We start from the raw sequence: 20,454 nt of genomic DNA on the forward strand, positions 1-20,454 counted from the left end.
AGTAAGACAGGATGTTGATCGACAGGACGTCACATAGCAACACACCATGGAGAGGTATCCAGGACGGATAGAAACGACAGGATGTCGGTGAAATACATCAAGGCCCCCGAGAGGGGGTTTTTTTGTGTCGGTACGTCGCGTTCAGCCGAAACTTCCCGAGCGCCCCAAAAGTAGCCTCCGGGCACTACTGGGCTTTGCGCCGCTGGCGGTTGCTTCCGTTGGGTTGTCGGGGTTGGCGATGGGCGCGTTTTGGTCGATGATCCCGGTATACGCCACTCGGCTGGGGTTTGATATTGGCGGTGTCGGTCTGGTGATGAGCGTGGCCATTATGGGTGGGGCGCTGCTGCAGATTCCCATAGGGCGCTTCTCAGATAAACACGACCGCCCCAGGGTGATGACCTGGGTAGTGCTACTAGCGGCGCTGATCGCGGTCGCCATGCCATTTGCGCCCAGTCATGAAATGTTGCTGGGGCTTTATTTCATTTGGGGCGGCTTGGCGTTTTCACTCTACCCGCTGGCAGTAGCCCAGTTGATTGATCAGCTACACCCGGATGAAATTGTCTCCGGCTCGGCGGATGTGCTGGTGATGCATGGCGCTGGCTGTGCCGTGGCGCCGATAGCAGCGGGCTCGCTGATGACCGCGGTGGGCATCCATGGCCTGCCTATTTATATTGCCTGCGTGTTTACTCTGTTGGGCGCTTACGCGATTTATCGCCGCCGCCGCGTGACGGCCCTGATTACCCACACCGCCCACTTCGAGCCGATGGTGCAAAGTAGTGCAGAGGCACTGGAATTGATCTTTGATGATGCGCAACGCGATTTATTTGATGACCCAAGCTTCTATGAAGAAGAGGAGCGCCAGCGGTTAAGGAATGTTTTAAGCGCGGCAAAGGTATGACGTTTATGTCAGGCGTTGCGCGCTTCACCGACCTTGATTAAAAGCATTGCCCGCGATGAGGCTTAACCGGAACAACGATCTTGCCAGAGGATTACGGCTGTTCTTCATGCCTGCGTAGTGTCCAGTAGCCGCCCCATAGCCGAGTTGCCGTGGTAATGAGACAGGCGGCGGCAAACACAGTGGCCAGGATAGGGAAATGCGCCGGGAATAGACAAAAAATCACCAGTGCCATAACGGTTTCGGTGCCTTCGGTCAGTCCTTCCAAATAGTAAAACGCTTTTTGGGGGAAATCGGGACGTTCAACCCCTTGTTGTTTGGCGGCAATCGCAAAGGCTAAAAACGACGTGCCAGTGCCGATAAACGCAAACAGCAGCAGCGCTGCCGCCTGGGCGTTATCCGCCGGATTGGCCAGGGCAAAGCCCAGCACCGCGGCGGCGTAAAACACAAAATCCAGCCCGATATCTAAAAAACCCCCGGCCTCGCTCGTTTGATGGCTTACCCGTGCCAAGGCGCCATCTAAGCCATCGCCTAGCCGATTCAATAGAATGGCCGCCAAGGCAAGGCCGTAATATTCCCACGCCAGTAGCGGCAGAGCGCTGATGCCGATTAAAAAAGCACCAAAGGTAACCTGGCCGGGGGTAACACGGCCTTTAAGCCGATAGGCGATCCATTCAAGCGGGCGGTGGGTGAGTGGCATGGTCCAGCGGTCGAGCATACGGCGCTCCTAAAGGTGAGATGCTACACAATCAACCGGTTAATTTACTGGGCTAACCGGGAATTGTCATATTAGTTGAGCCATAAAAAATTAAACTAAAGTCGTTATACTTTGGTATTAATTTTTCATAAATAACTGGACTAAAGTCGTAGGGAAGTGGAAAACGGTGGCCGAAGAATGCGCGTGCCCTGACGATCCCGGTCGCTATGGGTGGGTCGTGTGTATTCTTCATAACCTTACACATTTTCGGTGAGCGAAGTCGTCGTATGCTAAGCAATGGAATGATGACGGTGTGGAGCCAGCTTTGGGCTTCCCACCAGCAGGCAAAAACCCTATTACTGTGCGCGCTACCTACCACGGGCGGTTCAGGGGGTGGTAGTGCGTCTGGAAATAATGGCTCGGGACCTGAGCCGCGTCCACCGGCGTATACAAAACCGCAAAAAGTAGGGCTGCTGTTAGGGCCGCTGCTGTTCGCGTTTGTGGTGTTGTTTTTTAATCCCGCGGATCTAAGTTTTGAAGGCCGCATGGTGCTGGCTACGACGCTCTGGGTTGCGGTGTGGTGGATTACCGAAGCGATCCCGATTCCGGTGACGTCGCTGTTGCCTATTGTCTTGCTGCCGATCACCGGAGCGCTGGAAAGCAGCCGGGTGACTGCGGCCTACGGTAACCCGATCATCTTCCTGTTTCTGGGCGGCTTCATGATTGCCCTGGCCATGGAGAAGTGGGGGCTTCACAAGCGCATCGCGTTGACGATCATTGGCGTGCTGGGCACCAGTATCAATCGCATCGTGCTGGGCTTTATGGCGGCGACCGGCTTTTTGTCGATGTGGGTGTCCAACACCGCTTCCGTGATGATGATGCTGCCGATTGGCACGGCGATTGTGTACCAAGTAACCCAAGAACTGAGTAAAAGCGACGATGACCATCGCGAGGATATCGATAAATTTAGCAAAGCGCTGATTTTTGGTATCGGCTACGGCGGTACCATCGGCGGCTTGGGCACCTTGATCGGCACACCGCCCAATATCATTCTGGCGGCCACCGTGTCGGAGCTGTTCGGGGTGCAGATTTCCTTTGCCGAATGGATGTTCTTCGCCTTTCCCGTGGTGGTGATTCTGCTATTCGCTGCCTGGCTGTTGCTCACCAAGGTGGTTTATCGCGTCAGGTTTGCCGATTTGCCAGGGGGCAAGGCGGTGATCGACAAGGAAAAGCAGGCCCTGGGCGCCACCCGCTTTGAAGAAAAAGCCGTGCTGGCGGTGTTTCTGTTCGCTGCCTTCATGTGGATCACTCGCTCGTTTTTGTGGGAAGGGCAACTGCTGACCATACCCGGCATCAACGACACCATGATCGCCATGGTCGCGGCGGTTTCGCTGTTTTTGATTCCCTCCAAGAATCAGGGCGGCTGCCTGCTGGACTGGGACGTGGCCAAGGACGTGCCCTGGGGCATCTTGCTGCTGTTCGGCGGCGGTCTGGCGATTGCCGCCGGCTTCAGCTCCTCGGGACTGGCCGAATGGATCGGTGAGCAGATGAGCGTGCTGGAAGGTGTCAACTTCCTGCTGGTGATTATGATGGCCAGCGCGATGGTGCTGTTCTTAACCGAAATTACCTCGAATACCGCGACCGCGACGATGATTCTGCCCGTCCTGGCGTCGCTGGCGCTGGCGCTTAATGTGCATCCGTTTGTGTTGATGGTGCCGGCGGCCATGGCGGCCAACTGCGCCTTTATGCTGCCGGTGGGCACGCCGCCGAATGCGATTATTTTCGCCACGGGCAAAATCAAAATCATCGAGATGGTACGCAACGGCTTTGGGCTTAATATTCTCGCGCTAATCCTGATCGTCGCTGCAGTCTACTTTTTGCTGCCGATGATGTGGGGCGTGGATTTAACCAGCTACCCTGACGCTTTCCGCCGCTAGTTCTAAACGCCAACCTAGACACTAAAACGCCTCGCCTTGAGCGGGGCGTTTTAGTGCCTAGGTTGTTATGATGCACGTACGTTTTTGCTGCTGAGTTTGCTATGCGTCTTTTACACACTGCCGACTGGCATTTAGGTCGGCTGTTTCACAACCTGTCGTTGCTGGACGATCAGCGTTATGTGCTCGATCAGCTGATCGATATTATCGATCGCGAGGCCGTCGATGCGGTGCTGGTTGCGGGCGATATCTACGACCGATCGGTGCCGCCTGCCACGGCGGTCGCGCTGCTGGACGACGTGCTGACAGAGCTTTGCAGTGTGCGCAATCTGCCGGTGGTGATGATTTCCGGCAACCACGATAGCGCCCAGCGGCTGGGCTTTGGTGCGCGCCATTTGCGCCAGGCCGGGCTGCATATCCTGTCGGATTTGACCGACTGCGACCGGCCGGTGACGCTGTCCGCCAACGGTGTGGAGGTGGATGTCTTCGGCATACCCTATGCCGACCCCGAGTATGTGCGCAGCCAGTTATCGGTGGACGTGCGCGACTTTGATAGCGCCCACCGCCACCTGGTCGAGCGGATCAATGCCCAGCGCCACCCAAGTCGGCCCACGGTGCTGATGAGCCACTGCTTTGTAGACGGCGGTAGCGCCTCGGATTCCGAGCGGCCGCTGACGCTAGGCGGCGCTGAAAGTGTCGCCTTGGAGCCGATGCAAAGCTTCGACTACGTAGCGCTGGGGCATTTGCACGGCCCTCAGTATAGCGGGGGGGAGCATATCCGCTATAGCGGCTCGTTACTCAAGTACAGCTTTTCCGAAGCAAGCCAGCGCAAGGGCGTAACCCTGGTGGATATTAACGACCAGGGCGTGCAGCATATTCAGCACCGGTCGCTTGAGCCGCGTCTGAACGTGCGGATTTTGGAAGGCGAGCTTGAGTCGTTGATCGCCGACGGCGTTAGCGATCCTCACGCCGAGGATTATCTGCTGGTGCGGCTGACCGATCGCCACGCCATCCTCGACCCCATGGGCAAGCTGCGCGAGGTGTATCCCAACGTACTGCATTTGGAGAAACCCGGCATGCTGGAAGCCCGTGGTCGCCAACAGCTGGATCGCGAGCGGCTGCAGTTTAGCGCGAAGGATATGTTCAGCGACTTTTTTGCCCAAACCAGCGGCGAGGCCATGACCGACGAGCAATCCACAGCGATCAGCGAATTGATTGGCGAACTTAGCCGCGACGAGGAGGCTCAGGGATGACGCCGCTTTGCTTAACCATGCAGGCCTTCGGCCCCTTTGCCGGGCGTGAAACCGTCGACTTCACTGCATTGGGTAAAAGCCCGCTGTTTTTGATTAACGGCCCCACGGGCGCGGGTAAAAGCTCGATTTTAGACGCGTTGTGTTTTGCCCTTTATGGCCAAACTACTGGCGCCGAACGCGATGCCAGTCAAATGCGCTGCGATCAGGCGCCAGCGGAGCTGCTCACCGAGGTGGCGCTGGATTTCCGACTGCGCGGCGAGGCCTATCGGATACGCCGTGTGCCCCAGCAAGAGCGCCCCAAGGCGCGCGGCGAGGGCACTACCACGCAAAACGCCGAAGCCCAGCTGTGGCGGCTGACCGCAGACGGCGAGCAAGGCGAGTGCCTGGTGGCTAAAAGCGTCAACGACGCTACCACCCAGGTGCAGGGCTTGATTGGCCTCGATGCCAGTCAGTTCCGCCAGGTGATGGTGCTGCCCCAGGGTAAATTCCGCGAACTGCTGTTGGCCGGGTCGAAAGACCGCGAAGTGATTTTTTCCCAGCTGTTTCAAACGCAGATCTTCCAGCGCATAGAAGAGCGCTTGCGCAGCCGGGCGAACCAGATCGAGCGCGAGGTCAACGACCATCGCCAGCGGGTGCAGGGTATTTTGCAGGCCAGCGAGGTGGAAAGCGACGCCGCGTTGGAGGAAGAGCGCAGCGCGCTAGAACCGCAGCGGCAAGCCGCCGAGCAAAGTTACCTTGAGGCGAAAGCGCGCCGCGAGGCGGCTGAGCATGCCGAGCGTCAGGGTAAGGAACTGCAGGCGCAGTTCGATCAACAAGCGTCGCTCAAAGCCGCTAAACACGAACTTCTACGCCATCAGGGCGACATAGACGACGCCCAAACGCGTCTGCATGCCCACGGGCAAACCCAGGCGTTGGCGCCGGCTTACCAAACCCTGCAAACGGCGCTGCAAACAGCGCACACCACTCACGACGAGCTTGCCCAAGCAGAGCAGGCCATGGCCAAGCAGCAAGCCGCCCAGGCCGAGGCCCAGCGCGCGCTGGAAGCGGCTAAGCCCGGCTTTGAGCAGTTGCCTGCCTGGCGCGAGCGGGCGTACCGGTTGCACCATGCCGTTGAGCAGTGCCAGGAACTGGCCGCGCTTGATGCCAAGCGTAGCCGACTCGCGGATCAGGTGGAGCAGGCCAGCGCTGAGATCGACCGTCAGCGGCCGGCCACCGAAGCGGCAGAGCAGCATGCCACCGCGCAGGAAATGCATTGGCACCAAGGCCAAGCGGCGTTACTCGCACAGCGCTTGGAAACTCAGGTGCCTTGCCCGGTTTGCGGCAGTCGCGACCATCCGGCGCCTGCCGTGGTCGAGCAAGCACCGGTCAGCCAAGCTGAGGTCAAAAAGGCTCGCGCGGCGTTTGAACAAGCTCGCCAGGCACTGGTGAACGCGCAGCAGCACCACGCGCAGCTTGCCCAGCAACTGGCCGACAAAGAAGAACACTGCCAGCGACTGCGCGGCGAGCTGGGCGAACACGCTTCGCTTGAAGCGCTTAAAGCTACCCAGGCCGAGCTCAACGCCGATATTCAGGCCGCTGACGCTGCCTGGCAAACTGCGCAGGAAAACGCTCAACGCGCCCAAACGGCGCTGGCCCGCGCCGACACTACATTAAAGGATACTCACCAGCGCCAAGCCCGCGCCGACAGTGCGCTTAACGACGCACAGCAGGCGTGGCAACGCGCTCTGGCCGATAGCGTCTTTGACGATGAAGACGCCTTTACCAGGGCTCGGCTGAGCGAAGCAGAATACCAGCGCTTGAGCCGTGAAGTGGCTGACTTCCAGCGTGAGCAAGCCAAGCTGGAGGGCCAACTGGAGGCGATTCAGGCCCGCCTTGAGGGGCAAACGCCGCCGAACCTGCCCGCCTTGGCAGAGCAAGTGGCGGAAACAAAAGCCCAGGAGCAGACCTACGAGCAGCGCTATCAACAGCTGGCCACGCGGGCGGCTCAACTCAAGGCGACCCGCGAAAAGCTCGACGCCGCCCACGCCGCCCAAGCATCGCTTGAGGCCCAATATCGTGTGTGGGGCACGCTCAGTGATGTCGCCAACGGTCGCACCGGCCACCGCATCAGCCTGCAGCGCTTTGTGTTGGGGGTGTTGTTGGACGACGTGCTGATCCAAGCGTCAACGCGGCTGGTACGCATGAGCCGCGGTCGCTATCAACTGGTGCGCCGCGATGACCCTTCCAAAGGCAATCGTGCCTCGGGGCTTGAGCTGGATGTGGCGGATACCTATACCGGCAAGAATCGCCCGGTGGCCACGCTGTCCGGCGGTGAGTCCTTTATGGCGGCGCTTTCGCTGGCGCTGGGGCTTTCCGACGTGGTGCAGGCTTACGCCGGCGGCATCCAGTTGGATACGCTGTTTATCGACGAAGGTTTTGGTAGTCTCGACCAGGACGCCTTGGATCAGGCGATTGCGATGCTTAGCGAGTTGCAAATGGGCGGGCGGATGATTGGGATTATTTCCCACGTAAGCGAACTCAAAGAACAAATGCCGGTTCGTGTGGACGTGCGCGCGAGCCGTCATGGAAGTACGGTGGTCATTGAAGGCGCGCGGTAGTGCAACGCCTCAAATGCCTCTTTAATAAGCGTTGTTCAGGCCCTTATACCCAAGGAGTACATCTATGAACGCGAGTAAAATTCTCCAGCAGTTAATGCAGCAAGCCGGCGGTGGCCAGAAAGGTGGTAGTGGTAGCGGCGTCGACGTAAAAGGCATGCTCGAGGGTCTCTCCAAGCAGTTCGGTGGCGGCAGCCAGGGCGCCAAAGGCGGCGGTTCCGGCGGGGTAGACATGAAAAGCCTGCTGGGTGGCGGCGCAATGGGTATGCTGGTTGGCTCCAAGCGTGGCCGTAAGTTGGGCGGTAAAGCGCTTAAATACGGCGCGATTGCCGGTGTGGGGGTGCTCGCCTGGAAGGCCTGGCAAAGCTCGCAGGCGGGTAAGAGCTCGCCCAGCGAGTCGCAAACAAGCGCTGAAGGCGAGCGTGTCGAAGTGCTCAATGGTGAATACCAGGAGCGGCGCAGCCTGGAATTATTGCAGGCGATGATCATGGCCGCCCGGGCCGATGGCCATATTGATAAGCAAGAGCAGGCGCTGATTGCCGAGCAGATCGATGCCTTAGGTGCCGATAACGAGATGCATCAATGGGTCGAGCAACAGCTCAACGCCCCGCTGAATGCCAAAGCGCTGGCGCAACAAGCCGATTCCCCGCAAGCCGCGCGGGAAATGTACCTGATTAGCGTCGCGGTCATCGATGAACAAAACCCCATGGAACGCGCCTGGTTGGATCAGTTGGCCAGTGCTCTAACGTTGACGCCGGATATGGCCCGTGAACTGGAACATCAAGCTCAGCAGGCCGGTTAATGCTCGAGACGCTTAATTTTTGGATTGCGACCGGCTTTGGGCTGGGGCTTGCGCCTATCGCTCCGGGCACCTTTGGTTCGCTACTGGGTATACTGCTGGCATGGTGGCTGCTTGACAAACCCACGGGCCAGCAAGCGGCGGTGATCGGCGTGTTGTTGGTAGCGGCGGTGCCGGTTTGCCACGTCGCCGCGTGGCATTATGCTGGGCTGGATCATGGCAGTATCGTCGCCGATGAATACGTGGCGTTTCCGCTGGCGGTCATCGGCCTGAGCGCCGCACGCCATCCGCTGATCATGGCGCTGGCGTTTGCGGCCTATCGCTTCTTCGATGGATTCAAGCCAGCGCCGATTCATCTGGCAGAGTATGTTAGCGGCGGCTTTGGCATCGTGTTGGACGATGTGATCGCCGCGCTGGTGACCTGGGTGGTTATCGCCAGCGGCCTGTTCGTCTGGCAGCGCTCCCAACGACGCAACGTTTAACGACGAGCACCACTGTCGGACGCATAAAAAACGCCGCAGGCCAAAAGCCTGCGGCGCTTGTCGTTGCGGCTCCGCTTGTCGCGAACCGAGACTTACTCTTGGACGACAATCACCGATTTCACATTGACGAATTCGTGCATGCCGAAGCCGCCGTGTTCACGCCCGTAGCCGGAATCCTTCACGCCGCCAAAGGGCATTTCCGGGGTGGCGACGCCAAAGCCGTTAATAAACACCATGCCGGTATCGAAATACTGGCTGGCCAGTTCGGTGGCGCGCTTGACGTCTTTAGAGATAATGCCACCGCCGAGGCCGTAGCGGCTATCGTTGGCGATGCGCATGGCATCGTCATCGTCCTTGGCGCGAATCAATGCAGCGACCGGGCCGAACAGCTCGTCGTCGTAGGCAGGCTGGCCTGGGGTGACGTTATCCAGCACGGTAACCGGGTAGAACGCGCCTTTGCCGTCGGGTTTCTCACCGCCGCATAGAATCTTCGCGCCTTTGCGTACGCTTTCTTCTACCTGCTCGTGTAGGTCGTCGCGTAAATCGACGCGCGCCATGGGGCCTACATCGATACCATTTTGTGTGGGGTCACCGACCTTCAGCGCACGCATCTTCTCGACGAAGCGCTCTTTAAAGGCCTCGTAGTTTGCTTCGGTGACCACAAAGCGTTTGGCGGCCACGCAGGTTTGCCCGGTGTTGTAGACGCGACCCATCACGCAGGTATCCACGGCGACGTCCAGGTCGGCATCGTCGAGCACCAGGTAGGCATCGTTGGAGCCTAGCTCAAGCACGGTCTTTTTCAGATGCTCGGCGGCTTTGCCGGCCACTTTGCGACCCGCGCCGTCGCTGCCGGTCAGCGTGACGCCGCGCACAGCTGGGTGAGCAATGACCTCATCGGATACATCATGAGAAATCACCAGCGTGCGGAAGACGTTTTCTGGTAGCCCCGCTTCGCGGTAGATTTTTTCAAGCAGTAGGCCGCTGCCGGTAACGCATTCAGCGTGCTTAAGCAGTACGGCATTGCCCGCCATAATATTGGCGATCGAATAACGCACGACCTGGTAGGCAGGGAAGTTCCAGGGCTGAATGCCGTAGATAACGCCTATTGGCGAGTAGGTGACAATGCCGCGTTCACCGTTGCTCGGGTTTCGTGTTTCATCGGCGAGCGATGTCGGGCCGTGCTCGGCGGTGTAATCGCAAATGCCCGCACACAGGTCGACTTCTTGATGCGCCTGTTCGGGGAGTTTGCCCATTTCTTTGACCATAAAGTCGGCCAGTTCGTCGCGGTTTGCTTTTAGTGCTTCGCCGATGGCTTTAACGACTTGAGCGCGTTGCTCGAGGGGTTTGAGCCGCCACTCGAGAAATGCTTGATGACTCGCCTCAACCACCTGCTTCGCTTGGCTGGCATCCATCAGCGCATAGGTTTCTAGCGTTTCGCCGGTGGTTGGGTTAACGGTCGTGATGCTGTTGCTCATAAGATCTCCTATCTATAGATCAACGCTTTTAAATCAAAACTATCTAAATCAACAATGCTCTAGATCAACGCGTCCTAGCCAATGGCTTCATTAGACGACTGGTCTACTATTGCTGGCATTCACTGTAGTAGAAAACTGGCAATGCTGCCAAATAGGCGATCCCTATGGCTAACGAGAGCTCTGGTCAATCGAAGGTTGGGCCGCCAGCTTCGTCGCCCCATACCTCGTCTAGGCGACCATCACGACCGCAGCTAAAGCGGTAAAACTTATAGCGCACTGGGTTTTTTTGGTAATAGTCCTGGTGGTATTCCTCGGCCTTCCAGAAGGTTTCAGCGGGTAAAATGTCGGTAGCGATGTCCTGCTCAAAGCGGTCTTCCAGTTCGGCTTTGGAGGCTTCGGCCAGTTCGCGCTGCTCATCATTCTGATAAAAGATCGCTGAGCGGTACTGGTCGCCAACGTCGCAAAATTGGCGGCCAACCGCGAACGGGTCGATATTGCGCCAGAAAATATCGAGTAGCTGTTCGTAGCTGATTTGCGCTTTATCGTATTCGACCTTGACCACCTCGATATGGCCGGTATCGCCACTGCTGACTTGGTCGTAGGTCGGGTCTTCCAGTTCGCCGCCGGTATAGCCGGAAATGGTCGCCGTTACGCCGGGCTGGCGGTCGTAAGGGGGTTCCATGCACCAGAAGCAGCCGCCAGCAAATACCGCTTCCGCGGGCGTCTCGGCCTGAAGCGACGTGCTGGTGATGCCGATAGCAGCGGTAGCGATCCCCAGCGCTAACGGGCGAAGTGGTAGGTGTTGCATCATGAGGTTGACTCCCGGAAGGTGAACCATGCTGTTGTGAGTTGTTTAGTCGCCAGGTGGTTCACTTTCCTTACAATCGATAGTTATCCCTTCGTTAAACCTGGCCATGGCGTGGGGGCCATACGTCGTCCAGGGTTGTTAACGCGGTAGCGATCGGTGGCTCGGCTGCCCGGTCGTGTCGCCAAATCAGGCCCAGAGCGCAGGGCAGACGAACATGGTCTGCCACGGCCAGGCCGCTTTCCTGACGTTCGGCCATGGCCAGGGCGTCGCGTGCCAGGCTCAGCCCGACGCCGGCGCGTACCAGATCGAGCATGCAGGCTTCCTGATCGACCTGGGCGACGCGGTTGGGCGTCACCTGACTGGCGGCAAAGCGACTTTGCAGCAACCGGTGATGCACCGAGTCGAGCGGGGTGACGATCCAAGGCAGGCGCGCCAGCGACGCCCAGCGTGTGTCCGTCAGCCGCGCCTCCCAGCCGGCGGGGGCAATCACGTGGTAGTCAAACTGGGTAAGCTCTCGCCAAGCAAGGGCTTGGTGGCCCGTGCCTTCTCCTGGTGGCGCGAGATAAAACCCAACGTCCAAATCGCCCTGTTCAATGCGCGCCAGCACGCGGCCACTCATGCCGTGGTGCAGTTCGGTTTCCAACTGCGGTGCCCTGAGCATTAAGCGGCTGAGAAACGCCCCTAGGCGAATAAATTCCGGATCCACGATGGTGCCGATGGTCAGCTTGCCGCGTAGCGTGCTGTGTAGCGCACTGGCGGTTTGTTCAAACGCGTTGGCGCCGGCCAACGCTGTTTCGGCGGCGGGCAGCAGGGCGAGCCCGTCGGCGGTCAGGGTGAGGCCCTGCGGGCGTCGGTTGAACAGGGTTAGCCCCAGGTTGGCCTGCAGCTGCTTCAACTTTAGGCTAACCGCGGGCTGGGTGAGGTGCAGTTGTTGGGCCGCGCGAGAGACGCTGCCTGCGCGGGCAACGGCCACAAAAGCCCTGAGTGTGGCGTATTCCTGCATGGGCGGCTTCCTTTTGGGGTAGTGATATTAGTTAAGCTTATATCGTGGTTAAAAATTACTCAATTGATTGCCCCTGTAAGGCCAGTAATCTGTTGCTATCGATATTTTAATAATCACGACACTTATAAAGGTTGCCCCCATGACCGCAACAACAACGACCACCGCCATTCAACATTACATTAATGGCCAAGTGAGCAGCGGCACCGGTGATGCTCAAAACGTATTTAATCCGGCGACGGGTGAGGTCACCGGGCAGGTGGCGTTAGCCGGTGAGCGCGAAGTAAATGCCGCCGTAGAGGCCGCCCAAGCCGCCTTTCCTGCCTGGGCCGACACGCCGCCGATTCGCCGGGCGCGGGTGATGTTCAAATTTCTTGAACTGCTCAATGCCAATAAGGACGCCTTGGCCGAGGCTATTACCAAAGAGCACGGCAAAGTATTTACCGATGCCCAGGGGGAAGTCGCCCGGGGGATCGATGTCGTCGAGTTCGCCTGCGGGATTCCCCAACTGATGAAGGGCGACTACACCGAACAGGTGAGCACCGGTATTGATAACTGGACAGTACGCCAGCCACTCGGTGTGGTGGCCGGCATTACGCCGTTTAACTTCCCGGTTATGGTGCCCATGTGGATGTTTCCGGTCGCCATCGCCACGGGGAACACCTTTATTCTGAAACCCAGCCCGTTGGATCCGAGTGCTTCGTTGATGATTGCTGATCTTCTGAAGCGAGCCGGGCTACCCGATGGCGTATTTAACGTGGTGCAGGGCGGCAAGGACGCGGTTGAATTGCTGCTTGATCATCCTGAGGTCAAAGCGTTGTCATTTGTTGGATCCACGCCCATCGCCAACCTGATTTATGAGCGCGGTGCCCGCCATGGCAAGCGCGTCCAGGCGCTTGGTGGTGCGAAAAACCACATGGTGGTAATGCCCGACGCGCATTTGGACAAGGCCGTTGATGCCTTGGTCGGTGCGGCTTATGGCTCAGCTGGCGAGCGCTGCATGGCGATTAGCGTTGCGGTGTTGGTCGGCGATGTCGCCGATAAAGTTGTCCCAGCATTGGCCGAGCGTGCCAAATCCCTCAAAGTGAAAAATGGCATGCAACCGGACGCCGAAATGGGCCCGATTGTGACCCGCGAGGCGCACCAACGGATTACCGGCTACATCGACAAAGGCGTGGCCGAAGGCGCCGAGCTGCTTGTCGACGGTCGCGAATTTAATGCGGCCCAGACCGGCGATGGCTGTGACGAAGGCTTCTGGATGGGCGGCACGCTGTTTGATCGCGTCACGCCGGACATGACCATTTACAAAGAAGAGATTTTCGGCCCGGTATTGGTTTGCGTTCGGGTGCCCGACGCGTCCACCGCGATTCAACTGATCAACGACCATGAATTCGGTAACGGCGTCAGCTGCTTTACCGAAAGCGGCAGCGTGGCGCGGGAGTTCGGCCGTCGTATTCAAGTGGGTATGGTCGGCATCAACGTGCCGATTCCTGTGCCGATGGCGTGGCATGGCTTCGGCGGCTGGAAGCGCTCGTTGTTCGGCGACACCCATGCCTACGGTGAAGAAGGCGTGCGTTTCTACACTAAGCAGAAGTCGATCATGCAGCGCTGGTCGGACTCGATTGACGGTGGGGCGGACTTTGTCATGCCCACGGCCAAGTAATCGCACTCGCGGCAGGAGTCAGCCCATGTCCGATACCCCTCATCAGTTTGACTACATCGTGGTCGGAGCAGGCACCGCCGGGTGCCTGCTGGCCAACCGCTTGAGCGCCAACCCGAATCACCGGGTATTGCTGATCGAGGCGGGCGGGCGCGACAACTACCACTGGATTCACATTCCGGTGGGCTACCTCTACTGCATCAATAATCCGCGCACCGACTGGATGTTTCGTACCGAGCCCGACGCCGGGCTCAACGGTCGCTCGCTGATCTATCCACGGGGCAAGACCTTGGGCGGCTGTTCCAGCATCAATGGCATGCTGTATATCCGTGGTCAAGCGAGGGATTATAACCACTGGGCCGAGGTGACCGGTGACGATGCCTGGCGCTGGGAAAATTGTCTGCCTGATTTTATCAAGCACGAACACCATCATCGCCTGGATGAAGGTGGCGATGCCGATGCTGAGCACTGCGATTTTCATGGTCACGGTGGTGAATGGCGGGTGGAAAAGCAGCGGCTAAGCTGGCAAGTGCTGGATGATTTTGCTGAAGCGGCGGCACAGTCAGGTATACCCCGGACGCGAGACTTTAATCGCGGCGACAACGAAGGGGTGGACTACTTTGAGGTCAATCAGCGCGCCGGCTGGCGTTGGAATACGTCAAAAGCGTTTTTGAAGCCGGTGCGACAGCGTCATAACCTTACCGTTTGGCACTCAACCCATGTCAACCAACTGGTATTTGCTAACGATGGCGCAATGCCACGATGTGTTGGCGCCGACGTGGTGCGCGAAGGTGAAACGCTGCGTGTGAATGCCAGCCAGGAAGTCATCCTGTCCGCTGGGTCGATTGGTTCGCCTCAGTTGTTACAGCTATCCGGCATTGGTCCCGCTGACTTGCTGGATGAACATGGTATCGAGGTGGTGAGCGCCTTGCCCGGCGTGGGCGAAAACCTGCAGGATCACCTGCAAATTCGCTCGGTGTACAAGATCCAGGGAGGTAAAACGCTCAACACGATAGCCAACTCACTGATAGGCAAGGCCAAAATTGGCCTGGAGTATGCCCTTAAACGTACCGGGCCCATGAGTATGGCGCCGTCGCAGCTGTGTATATTTACGCACAGCGGCGAGGAGTATGACTATGCCAATATCCAGTACCACGTTCAGCCGTTAAGCCTGGAGGCTTTTGGCCAGCCGCTACACCCGTACTCCGCGATTACGGCGAGCGTGTGCAACCTGAATCCCAGTAGCCGAGGGTCGGTTAGGATTAAGAGCCGCGATCCGCGTCAGGCGCCCGCTATCATGCCGAATTACCTGAGTACGCCGGAAGATCGCAAGGTGGCCGCCGATTCGCTGCGGGTGACGCGTAGAATTGCCGAGCAGCCCGCCTTTGCCAAGTATCAGCCCGAAGAAGTGAAGCCCGGCCTCGAGTACCAGAGCGATGACGAGCTGGCGCGTCTGGCCGGGGATATCGGCACGACGATCTTTCATCCGGTGGGCACCGCGCGCATGGGGCGGGAAGACGATCCGATGGCCGTGGTTGACAGCCAGCTGCGCGTTCGCGGCGTCAGTGGGCTACGCGTGGCGGATGCCAGCGTGATGCCGACGATCACCAGCGGCAACACCAATTCGCCGACGTTAATGATCGCCGAAAAGGCCGCCTGCTGGATATTGTCAGCACGGTCATCGAACTGACATTTTTTTACGCCACAATGTTGACGTGCACCAAAACAAGGGGCATGATTCAAGCAGTTGGTTAGCAAGTTGAACGTTGTCAGCAGTATCGAAGCGCCGCAAGCGTTGAGTCTGGTGAAGGTTTCTTGTTCTACCCACTGCAACTCGGGTATTACCCGGCTCTAAATACGCTTGATCGAGGATTTCGATAATGGCAACTGGTACCGTTAAGTGGTTTAACGACACTAAAGGCTTCGGCTTTATTTCTCCTGACGACAATGGCGACGACCTGTTCGCGCATTTCTCTGAAATTCAAGCTGACGGCTTCAAAACTCTACAAGACGGCCAGAAGGTTTCCTTCGACGTCACTCAGGGTAAAAAAGGCCTTCAGGCTTCTAACATCAAAGTTCTGTAATTAGAGCTCACGATGTTTGCTGTTAGCGTTTAGCGCTGGCAAGCTAAAAAACCCCGCTTTCGCGGGGTTTTTTGTATGCGTATGAAAAATATCCATATTGCTCGCCCCCTGACGTCGCTTTGCGCTAGGGTGGCCTTTTTAAGCAAGGAATGAACGACCATGACAGCTCCTGGCGAACTAATCATCGAGCCGCAGAGCGGTCAACCCGCAGATGCGTGTGTGTTTATATTGCATGGCTTGGGTGCCGACGGCCATGATTTTGAGCCTCTAGTGCCGGCGCTGGGCTTGCCCGACGATGCCAACGTGCGGTTTATCATGCCCCACGCGCCCCGGCTGCCGGTGACCATCAACGGCGGGATGGTAATGCCTGCCTGGTACGATATCTTGGCGATGGACTTAGGCCGCCGGGTAGATGAGGCTCAGCTAAAGGTCTCCGCAGAACGTATCCAAATGCTCATCCAGGAGCAGATTGACCAAGGGATCGATAGCCAGCGGGTTATCGTGGCAGGCTTTTCCCAAGGGGGAGCCGTCGCCTACCACGCTGCGCTTTCATTCCCGCTGCCGCTGGGTGGGCTGTTGGCCATGTCGACCTATTTCGCCACTGCTGACAACATTTCGTTGGCCGAGGCGAATAAGCAGATTCCGATTGAGGTTCAGCACGGCAGTTTTGACCCCATCGTGCCGGAAAGCTTGGGCAAAAGTGGCGCTGATCGCTTAAAAAGCTTGGGCTATACGGTTAATTACCGTCAGTATTCAATGGCTCACTCGCTTTGCCCGCAGCAAGTAAGCGACATTGGCCGCTGGCTCAAGGAGCGTTTGAACGACTGAGCAGAGGTGCTCGCGTTGATAGCGCTATTACTGAGGTGGGAAGGCATGCGATGAGCAAAAAAGCGACCAATCGACCAACGCTGCGCGGCCGCCAAGCCGGCTTCCCTCGTGAAATCCCCAAAACGGGATGGCAGGATATCGTCTGGCGCGTGATGCGTTCAGCACGCCGCGACCGGATTATGCTATTGGCGGCGGGCGTGGCTTTCTACGCTTTGCTGGCGCTGTTTCCCACCATTGCGGCGGTTATCTCGCTTTGGGGCCTATTGTTCGACCCCTATGAAGCGAGCCAGCAACTCTACGAAATAAGCCGTTTGATGCCCCCCGAGGCGGCAGCACTGATTGATAATCAGGCCCAGGACGTGGTGGATAGCGTTGAGTCGAGCAATGAAATGGCCGCGTTGGTGGGGTTGTTGATCGCCATGTATATCGCCTCGAAGGGCGTCAGCGGCCTAATAGTGGGACTTAACGTCGTTTATGGTGAGCAAGAGCAGCGCAGCGTGTTTTGTTTAGGCTTATTGGTCACGGCCATGACCTTAGGCTTGATTTTGATGACCCTGCTGTCGTTGGGGTTTATCGCGCTCGTGCCGATGTTAGTTGATGCATTGGCGGTCGTTTCTCCCTTTGATCGCATGATCGACTTTATGCGCTGGCCCGCATTGCTCGTCATGATGAGCGCCGTGATTGCGCTGCTTTACCGCTTTGCGCCGTATCGCCGCGCGGCCCAATGGGAATGGTTGAGCGTGGGGACGGTGGTCGCCACGCTGCTATGGCTGCTGGGCTCAGGGGGCTTATCGCTTTACGTGCGCCATTTCGCCAGCTTTAGTGAGTTGTATGGCTCCTTGGGGGCCGTGGTGGTATTGATGCTGTGGTTTTTGCTCTCGGCTTTTGTGGTATTGCTGGGTGCGGAGATTAATTGTGAACTTGAGCGACAGACGCGCAAGGACACCACCGTTGGTCAGTATCGGCCACCGGGCCAGCGTGAAGCCTACGCCGCCGATACGCTAGGTCCTGAGCATCCGTGGCATGAGCAAGACGATATCCCGAGCCCACCAGATTCTCACCACCGTGACTAAGCGATGCTTGAGCTTGGCAGATGAGAGGGTAATGGGCTGTTAACCAATAATAATGGGGAAGCAGGACGTAGCCCCGTGCACCTGGTTAATAGGTCTTACTGCAAGCGTTGGAAGACGCCAACGCTTATATATTGCCGTCGGCGAAGCAGGGTCTATTAGTCACTTAACGGCTGGCTGCCTTCCGCTGTTGAGCGGGAGGCAGGCATTAGATACAAAAAAGGGTAAGGGGTTATAGGAGTTCTTCGGCGGCCAGCGCCAGGCGAGAACGTTCGACGCTTTTCAGCGTGATGTGACCCGCATGGGGCCAGTCGCGAAACCGTTCCACCACAGCGGCCATCCCGCAGGTGTTGGCGGTTAGGTAAGGCGTGTCGATCTGCCCGACGTTGCCCAAGCAGACGATTTTGGTATTGCGTCCGGCACGGGTCACCAACGATTTGAGCTGTTTCGGGGTAAAGTTTTGCGCCTCATCAATGATCAAGAAAGTGTCGTTGAGGGTGCGCCCGCGCATAAAGCTGGGCGCGCGGATCTGTACCCGTGAGCCAATCAGCTGGCGTGTGGCACCGTTATCCCAGGTAGTCTCGCCTTCGTCATTGCGCAGCAGGTTATCCATATTGTCGTGGAAAGCGCCCATCCACGGCGACATTTTCTCCTCTTCGCTACCGGGTAAAAAGCCAATGTCTTCGCCCATGGGTATTGGCGCGCGGGTAAACACAATGCGCTCGAACTGCTTTTGATCGAGGGTTTGCTGAAACGCAGCGGCCAGCGTCATAAAGGTTTTGCCGGTGCCTGCGTTACCGGCGATGGTCACCAGGTCAATCTCAGGATCCATCAGCAGGTTAAGGGTGAAGTTTTGCCGGCTGTCGTGGGCGTGGACGCCCCAGACTCCGGCGTGGTGGCGATAGTTGGTTAACAGCTGTAAGCGTGCTGACGACGGCGAGAGTTCGCGGATGATCGCCTCAAACTCAGCGCCGTTTTCGCTATCCGATACCAGCATGCCAACGTGCCAGTGGCGCGGCATGTTGCCTTTCAACTGATAGAAGGTGTGGTGGTCGACTCGCTCAACGGTGACCTCCACGTTGAGCGCTTCCCACAGCGACGCTCCGTGCTGGCCTGCTGCCGAGGTATATACTTGGGCACCTTCAATCATCGCGTCGCTATCATCAAACGCACGATCCGTTAAGTAATCCTCGACGGGGACTTTTAACGCCGCCGCCTTCACCCGCAGATTGATGTCCTTGGTAATTAGAATGACCGATGCATCGGGGCGTTCGTCACGCAGGCGGCAGGTTTCCGCCAAAATACGGTTGTCTGGACTGTCGTCCAGCGCGCTAAAGGGCTGAAGGTCGTTGTAGCAAAGAAAGCGTAAATGGCCGGACTCACCGGTGATGCGAGGGATCGGGATACCGCGCTGAATTTCGTCGAACGTGACTTGGCTGGTTAAATCCGAGAGCGTACGGCTGATCTGGCGTGCCGTGCGGGCGATTTCGCGAATACCGTTTTTATGCTTGTCCAACTCCTCCAAGACGGTCATGGGGATGACAACATCGTGCTCGTCAAAGTTGTAGAGCGCGGCGGGGTCATGAATCAGGACATTGGTGTCCAGAACGTAAAGCCTAGTTGCTTTCTTATCGAGTCGTACCATCGTGGCATTCACTCCGTAGTTGACGGCAACATCGACACTGGCAGGTACGTCTTACGTCCTAATGACACTTGCCTGTGTCGGTAAGGTGGCGTGTCCTGGTCTCTCCTTATTTAGCACTTTTTAATAGCGTGGAAGGCTTTGGTGTTTTTTTCCACAAAAATGATTTCAACGCTGCGCGAGCGCCTTTGGGTACCATCGTGACAAGCTATTCGAAAAACGGTAAGGCGTGGTGATTGCAAAGGTGGGCAGTTTCTTGATGGTGGGTATTGCAATCGATACGCAGCAAATCGATAACGCCGAAGAGATTGTTGAAAGCGTTGAGCAGCACTGAACAGAGTGCAACTGACAACCTGTGACCAGCATTACGCTGATCACCCGATCACAATAAAAGATGCGTTGCACGCTTCCTTAATCATCTTAATCATCTTAATCATCTTGATCGTCTTTCTTTTGCGGCTTGCCCTTGCGCTGAGTGCCCGCCATTTCCTCCAGTTCGTCCTCGCTCATTGAGTCGTACATTTCTTTGGAGGCGCCCACCAATTCGCTGGGTTTGGTTTCACCGCGTTTGGCGGAGAGTGCCGCACCCGCGGCTTTTTGCTGTGCTTTAGACGTGGCTTTCATGCAAGACTCCTGTCAGTTGACTTCCTTTGGCCTGCCGCGTTATTAAGCTTAGCAGCCAGTAAACTGCTTTCCAGACCACAGGCCGTTAACCAAGAGATTTTTCCATGACACCGGCGATTAATAGCGCAAAACGCGCGGGCATTGTTTATCACATACACGAATACTCTCACGATGCGGCAGCCGACTCCTATGGTCTGGAAGCGGCGGAAAAGCTGGGTGTGGCCGCTGCTCAGGTATTTAAAACGCTGGTGGTGAAACTCGATGGACAACAGCTGGCAGTCGGCATGGTGCCGGTGGATAAGCAGTTAGGTTTAAAGCAAATCGCCAAAGCGGCGGGGGCCAAGAAAGCTGCCATGGCCGTGCCGGCCGAGGTCGAGCGTGCCACTGGGTATGTGTTGGGCGGTGTTAGCCCGCTGGGGCAAAAAAAGCGCCTGCCGGGCTTTCTTGATGCCTCGGCTGAAAGCTTTGCTACGCTGTATGTCAGCGCAGGTCGGCGCGGGCTTGAAATTGAGCTATCGCCGAAGGATCTACTCGTGCTTAGTCAGGCGCAACTGGCCCCCATCGCAGTATGACAACAGCGCGTGATGAAGCACTTTCTGGTATGGTGCG

Annotated in this window: 18 protein-coding genes; 12 read left to right on the forward strand and 6 right to left on the reverse strand. The window is 57.6% G+C overall.

Annotation, left to right across the window (positions count from 1 at the left end; translation table 11 throughout):
• The first annotated feature begins 124 nt into the window (after window positions 1-124).
• Window positions 125-898: an MFS transporter gene (locus tag BLR97_RS09945; protein WP_244511278.1), complete on the forward strand. Its 774-nt coding sequence runs from the start codon at window positions 125-127 to the stop codon at window positions 896-898.
• A gap of 91 nt (window positions 899-989) precedes the next feature.
• Here BLR97_RS09945 and BLR97_RS09950 read toward each other — a convergent pair whose 3' ends face one another.
• The gene (locus tag BLR97_RS09950; protein ID WP_089705735.1) at window positions 990-1,613 is read right to left on the reverse strand and encodes a CDP-alcohol phosphatidyltransferase family protein; all 624 of its coding nucleotides are present in this window, start codon (window positions 1,611-1,613) and stop codon (window positions 990-992) included.
• Window positions 1,614-1,897: 284 nt separating this feature from the next.
• Between BLR97_RS09950 and BLR97_RS09955 the strand changes: the two genes are divergently transcribed.
• The 5 genes from BLR97_RS09955 to BLR97_RS09975 all read left to right on the forward strand — a co-directional run bounded on the left by BLR97_RS09955 (window position 1,898) and on the right by BLR97_RS09975 (window position 8,654).
• Entirely contained in the window at window positions 1,898-3,529 is a 1,632-nt protein-coding gene (locus BLR97_RS09955; RefSeq protein ID WP_089706162.1) for a DASS family sodium-coupled anion symporter, read from the forward strand.
• Between the two features lie 101 nt (window positions 3,530-3,630).
• On the forward strand, window positions 3,631-4,779 hold the full coding sequence (locus BLR97_RS09960) for an exonuclease SbcCD subunit D (RefSeq protein WP_089705739.1): 1,149 nt from the start codon (window positions 3,631-3,633) through the stop codon (window positions 4,777-4,779).
• Entirely contained in the window at window positions 4,776-7,376 is a 2,601-nt protein-coding gene (locus tag BLR97_RS09965; protein ID WP_089705741.1) for an AAA family ATPase, read from the forward strand. Before BLR97_RS09960 ends, BLR97_RS09965 begins: the two co-directional genes overlap by 4 nt.
• Window positions 7,377-7,440: 64 nt before the next feature.
• Window positions 7,441-8,175 carry a tellurite resistance TerB family protein gene (locus BLR97_RS09970; protein ID WP_089705744.1) on the forward strand — a complete coding sequence of 245 codons (735 nt, stop codon included), beginning with the start codon at window positions 7,441-7,443 and terminating at the stop codon, window positions 8,173-8,175.
• A complete protein-coding gene (locus tag BLR97_RS09975; RefSeq protein WP_089705747.1) occupies window positions 8,175-8,654 on the forward strand; it encodes a phosphatidylglycerophosphatase A family protein in 480 nt (159 codons plus the stop codon). Before BLR97_RS09970 ends, BLR97_RS09975 begins: the two co-directional genes overlap by 1 nt.
• 92 nt (window positions 8,655-8,746) lie before the next feature.
• On the opposite strand, the gene BLR97_RS09980 is transcribed toward BLR97_RS09975, so the two are convergent.
• The 3 genes from BLR97_RS09980 to BLR97_RS09990 form a co-directional block, all read right to left on the reverse strand.
• Window positions 8,747-10,129 (reverse strand): NAD-dependent succinate-semialdehyde dehydrogenase, encoded by a 1,383-nt coding sequence (locus BLR97_RS09980; RefSeq protein ID WP_089705750.1) that lies wholly within the window; start codon window positions 10,127-10,129, stop codon window positions 8,747-8,749.
• A gap of 184 nt (window positions 10,130-10,313) precedes the next feature.
• Window positions 10,314-10,940: a peptide-methionine (S)-S-oxide reductase MsrA gene (msrA, locus tag BLR97_RS09985; protein ID WP_422821917.1), complete on the reverse strand. Its 627-nt coding sequence runs from the start codon at window positions 10,938-10,940 to the stop codon at window positions 10,314-10,316.
• A gap of 91 nt (window positions 10,941-11,031) precedes the next feature.
• Window positions 11,032-11,940 carry a LysR family transcriptional regulator gene (locus BLR97_RS09990; RefSeq protein WP_089705753.1) on the reverse strand — a complete coding sequence of 303 codons (909 nt, stop codon included), beginning with the start codon at window positions 11,938-11,940 and terminating at the stop codon, window positions 11,032-11,034.
• A gap of 139 nt (window positions 11,941-12,079) precedes the next feature.
• Between BLR97_RS09990 and BLR97_RS09995 the strand changes: the two genes are divergently transcribed.
• The 5 genes from BLR97_RS09995 (at window position 12,080) to BLR97_RS10015 (ending at window position 17,582) form a co-directional block, all read left to right on the forward strand.
• A complete protein-coding gene (locus BLR97_RS09995; protein ID WP_089705757.1) occupies window positions 12,080-13,600 on the forward strand; it encodes a CoA-acylating methylmalonate-semialdehyde dehydrogenase in 1,521 nt (506 codons plus the stop codon).
• Between the two features lie 25 nt (window positions 13,601-13,625).
• The gene (locus BLR97_RS10000) at window positions 13,626-15,287 is read left to right on the forward strand and encodes a GMC family oxidoreductase (protein WP_089705759.1); all 1,662 of its coding nucleotides are present in this window, start codon (window positions 13,626-13,628) and stop codon (window positions 15,285-15,287) included.
• Window positions 15,288-15,477: 190 nt separating this feature from the next.
• Window positions 15,478-15,681 carry a cold-shock protein gene (locus BLR97_RS10005; RefSeq protein ID WP_009101184.1) on the forward strand — a complete coding sequence of 68 codons (204 nt, stop codon included), beginning with the start codon at window positions 15,478-15,480 and terminating at the stop codon, window positions 15,679-15,681.
• Window positions 15,682-15,840: 159 nt separating this feature from the next.
• On the forward strand, window positions 15,841-16,509 hold the full coding sequence (locus tag BLR97_RS10010; RefSeq protein ID WP_089705762.1) for an alpha/beta hydrolase: 669 nt from the start codon (window positions 15,841-15,843) through the stop codon (window positions 16,507-16,509).
• A gap of 50 nt (window positions 16,510-16,559) precedes the next feature.
• Window positions 16,560-17,582, forward strand: coding sequence for a YihY/virulence factor BrkB family protein (locus BLR97_RS10015; protein ID WP_089705765.1), 1,023 nt, complete (start codon window positions 16,560-16,562; stop codon window positions 17,580-17,582).
• 229 nt (window positions 17,583-17,811) lie between these two features.
• Here BLR97_RS10015 and BLR97_RS10020 read toward each other — a convergent pair whose 3' ends face one another.
• Complete coding sequence (locus BLR97_RS10020; protein WP_089705768.1) at window positions 17,812-19,224, reverse strand: PhoH family protein; 1,413 nt, start codon at window positions 19,222-19,224, stop codon at window positions 17,812-17,814.
• A 426-nt stretch (window positions 19,225-19,650) separates the two neighbouring features.
• Window positions 19,651-19,845 (reverse strand): DUF3008 family protein, encoded by a 195-nt coding sequence (locus tag BLR97_RS10025; protein WP_089705771.1) that lies wholly within the window; start codon window positions 19,843-19,845, stop codon window positions 19,651-19,653.
• 104 nt (window positions 19,846-19,949) lie between these two features.
• Here BLR97_RS10025 and ybaK point away from each other — a divergent pair, with 104 nt between their 5' ends.
• Window positions 19,950-20,417 carry a Cys-tRNA(Pro) deacylase gene (gene ybaK / locus BLR97_RS10030; RefSeq protein ID WP_089705774.1) on the forward strand — a complete coding sequence of 156 codons (468 nt, stop codon included), beginning with the start codon at window positions 19,950-19,952 and terminating at the stop codon, window positions 20,415-20,417.
• Window positions 20,418-20,454: the final 37 nt, after the last annotated feature.

The sequence above is a fragment of the Vreelandella arcis genome (assembly GCF_900103865.1).
GTDB classification, from domain to species: domain Bacteria; phylum Pseudomonadota; class Gammaproteobacteria; order Pseudomonadales; family Halomonadaceae; genus Vreelandella; species Vreelandella arcis.

Coding starts and splice junctions, on each gene's coding strand:
- BLR97_RS09950 (WP_089705735.1), bottom strand. CDS start 1,613: ATGCTCGACCGCTGGACCATGCCACTCACCCACCGCCCGCTTGAATGG.
- BLR97_RS09955 (WP_089706162.1), top strand. CDS start 1,898: ATGACGGTGTGGAGCCAGCTTTGGGCTTCCCACCAGCAGGCAAAAACC.
- BLR97_RS09960 (WP_089705739.1), top strand. CDS start 3,631: ATGCGTCTTTTACACACTGCCGACTGGCATTTAGGTCGGCTGTTTCAC.
- BLR97_RS09965 (WP_089705741.1), top strand. CDS start 4,776: ATGACGCCGCTTTGCTTAACCATGCAGGCCTTCGGCCCCTTTGCCGGG.
- BLR97_RS09970 (WP_089705744.1), top strand. CDS start 7,441: ATGAACGCGAGTAAAATTCTCCAGCAGTTAATGCAGCAAGCCGGCGGT.
- BLR97_RS09975 (WP_089705747.1), top strand. CDS start 8,175: ATGCTCGAGACGCTTAATTTTTGGATTGCGACCGGCTTTGGGCTGGGG.
- BLR97_RS09980 (WP_089705750.1), bottom strand. CDS start 10,129: ATGAGCAACAGCATCACGACCGTTAACCCAACCACCGGCGAAACGCTA.
- msrA (WP_422821917.1), bottom strand. CDS start 10,940: ATGATGCAACACCTACCACTTCGCCCGTTAGCGCTGGGGATCGCTACC.
- BLR97_RS09990 (WP_089705753.1), bottom strand. CDS start 11,940: ATGCAGGAATACGCCACACTCAGGGCTTTTGTGGCCGTTGCCCGCGCA.
- BLR97_RS09995 (WP_089705757.1), top strand. CDS start 12,080: ATGACCGCAACAACAACGACCACCGCCATTCAACATTACATTAATGGC.
- BLR97_RS10000 (WP_089705759.1), top strand. CDS start 13,626: ATGTCCGATACCCCTCATCAGTTTGACTACATCGTGGTCGGAGCAGGC.
- BLR97_RS10005 (WP_009101184.1), top strand. CDS start 15,478: ATGGCAACTGGTACCGTTAAGTGGTTTAACGACACTAAAGGCTTCGGC.
- BLR97_RS10010 (WP_089705762.1), top strand. CDS start 15,841: ATGACAGCTCCTGGCGAACTAATCATCGAGCCGCAGAGCGGTCAACCC.
- BLR97_RS10015 (WP_089705765.1), top strand. CDS start 16,560: ATGAGCAAAAAAGCGACCAATCGACCAACGCTGCGCGGCCGCCAAGCC.
- BLR97_RS10020 (WP_089705768.1), bottom strand. CDS start 19,224: ATGGTACGACTCGATAAGAAAGCAACTAGGCTTTACGTTCTGGACACC.
- BLR97_RS10025 (WP_089705771.1), bottom strand. CDS start 19,845: ATGAAAGCCACGTCTAAAGCACAGCAAAAAGCCGCGGGTGCGGCACTC.
- ybaK (WP_089705774.1), top strand. CDS start 19,950: ATGACACCGGCGATTAATAGCGCAAAACGCGCGGGCATTGTTTATCAC.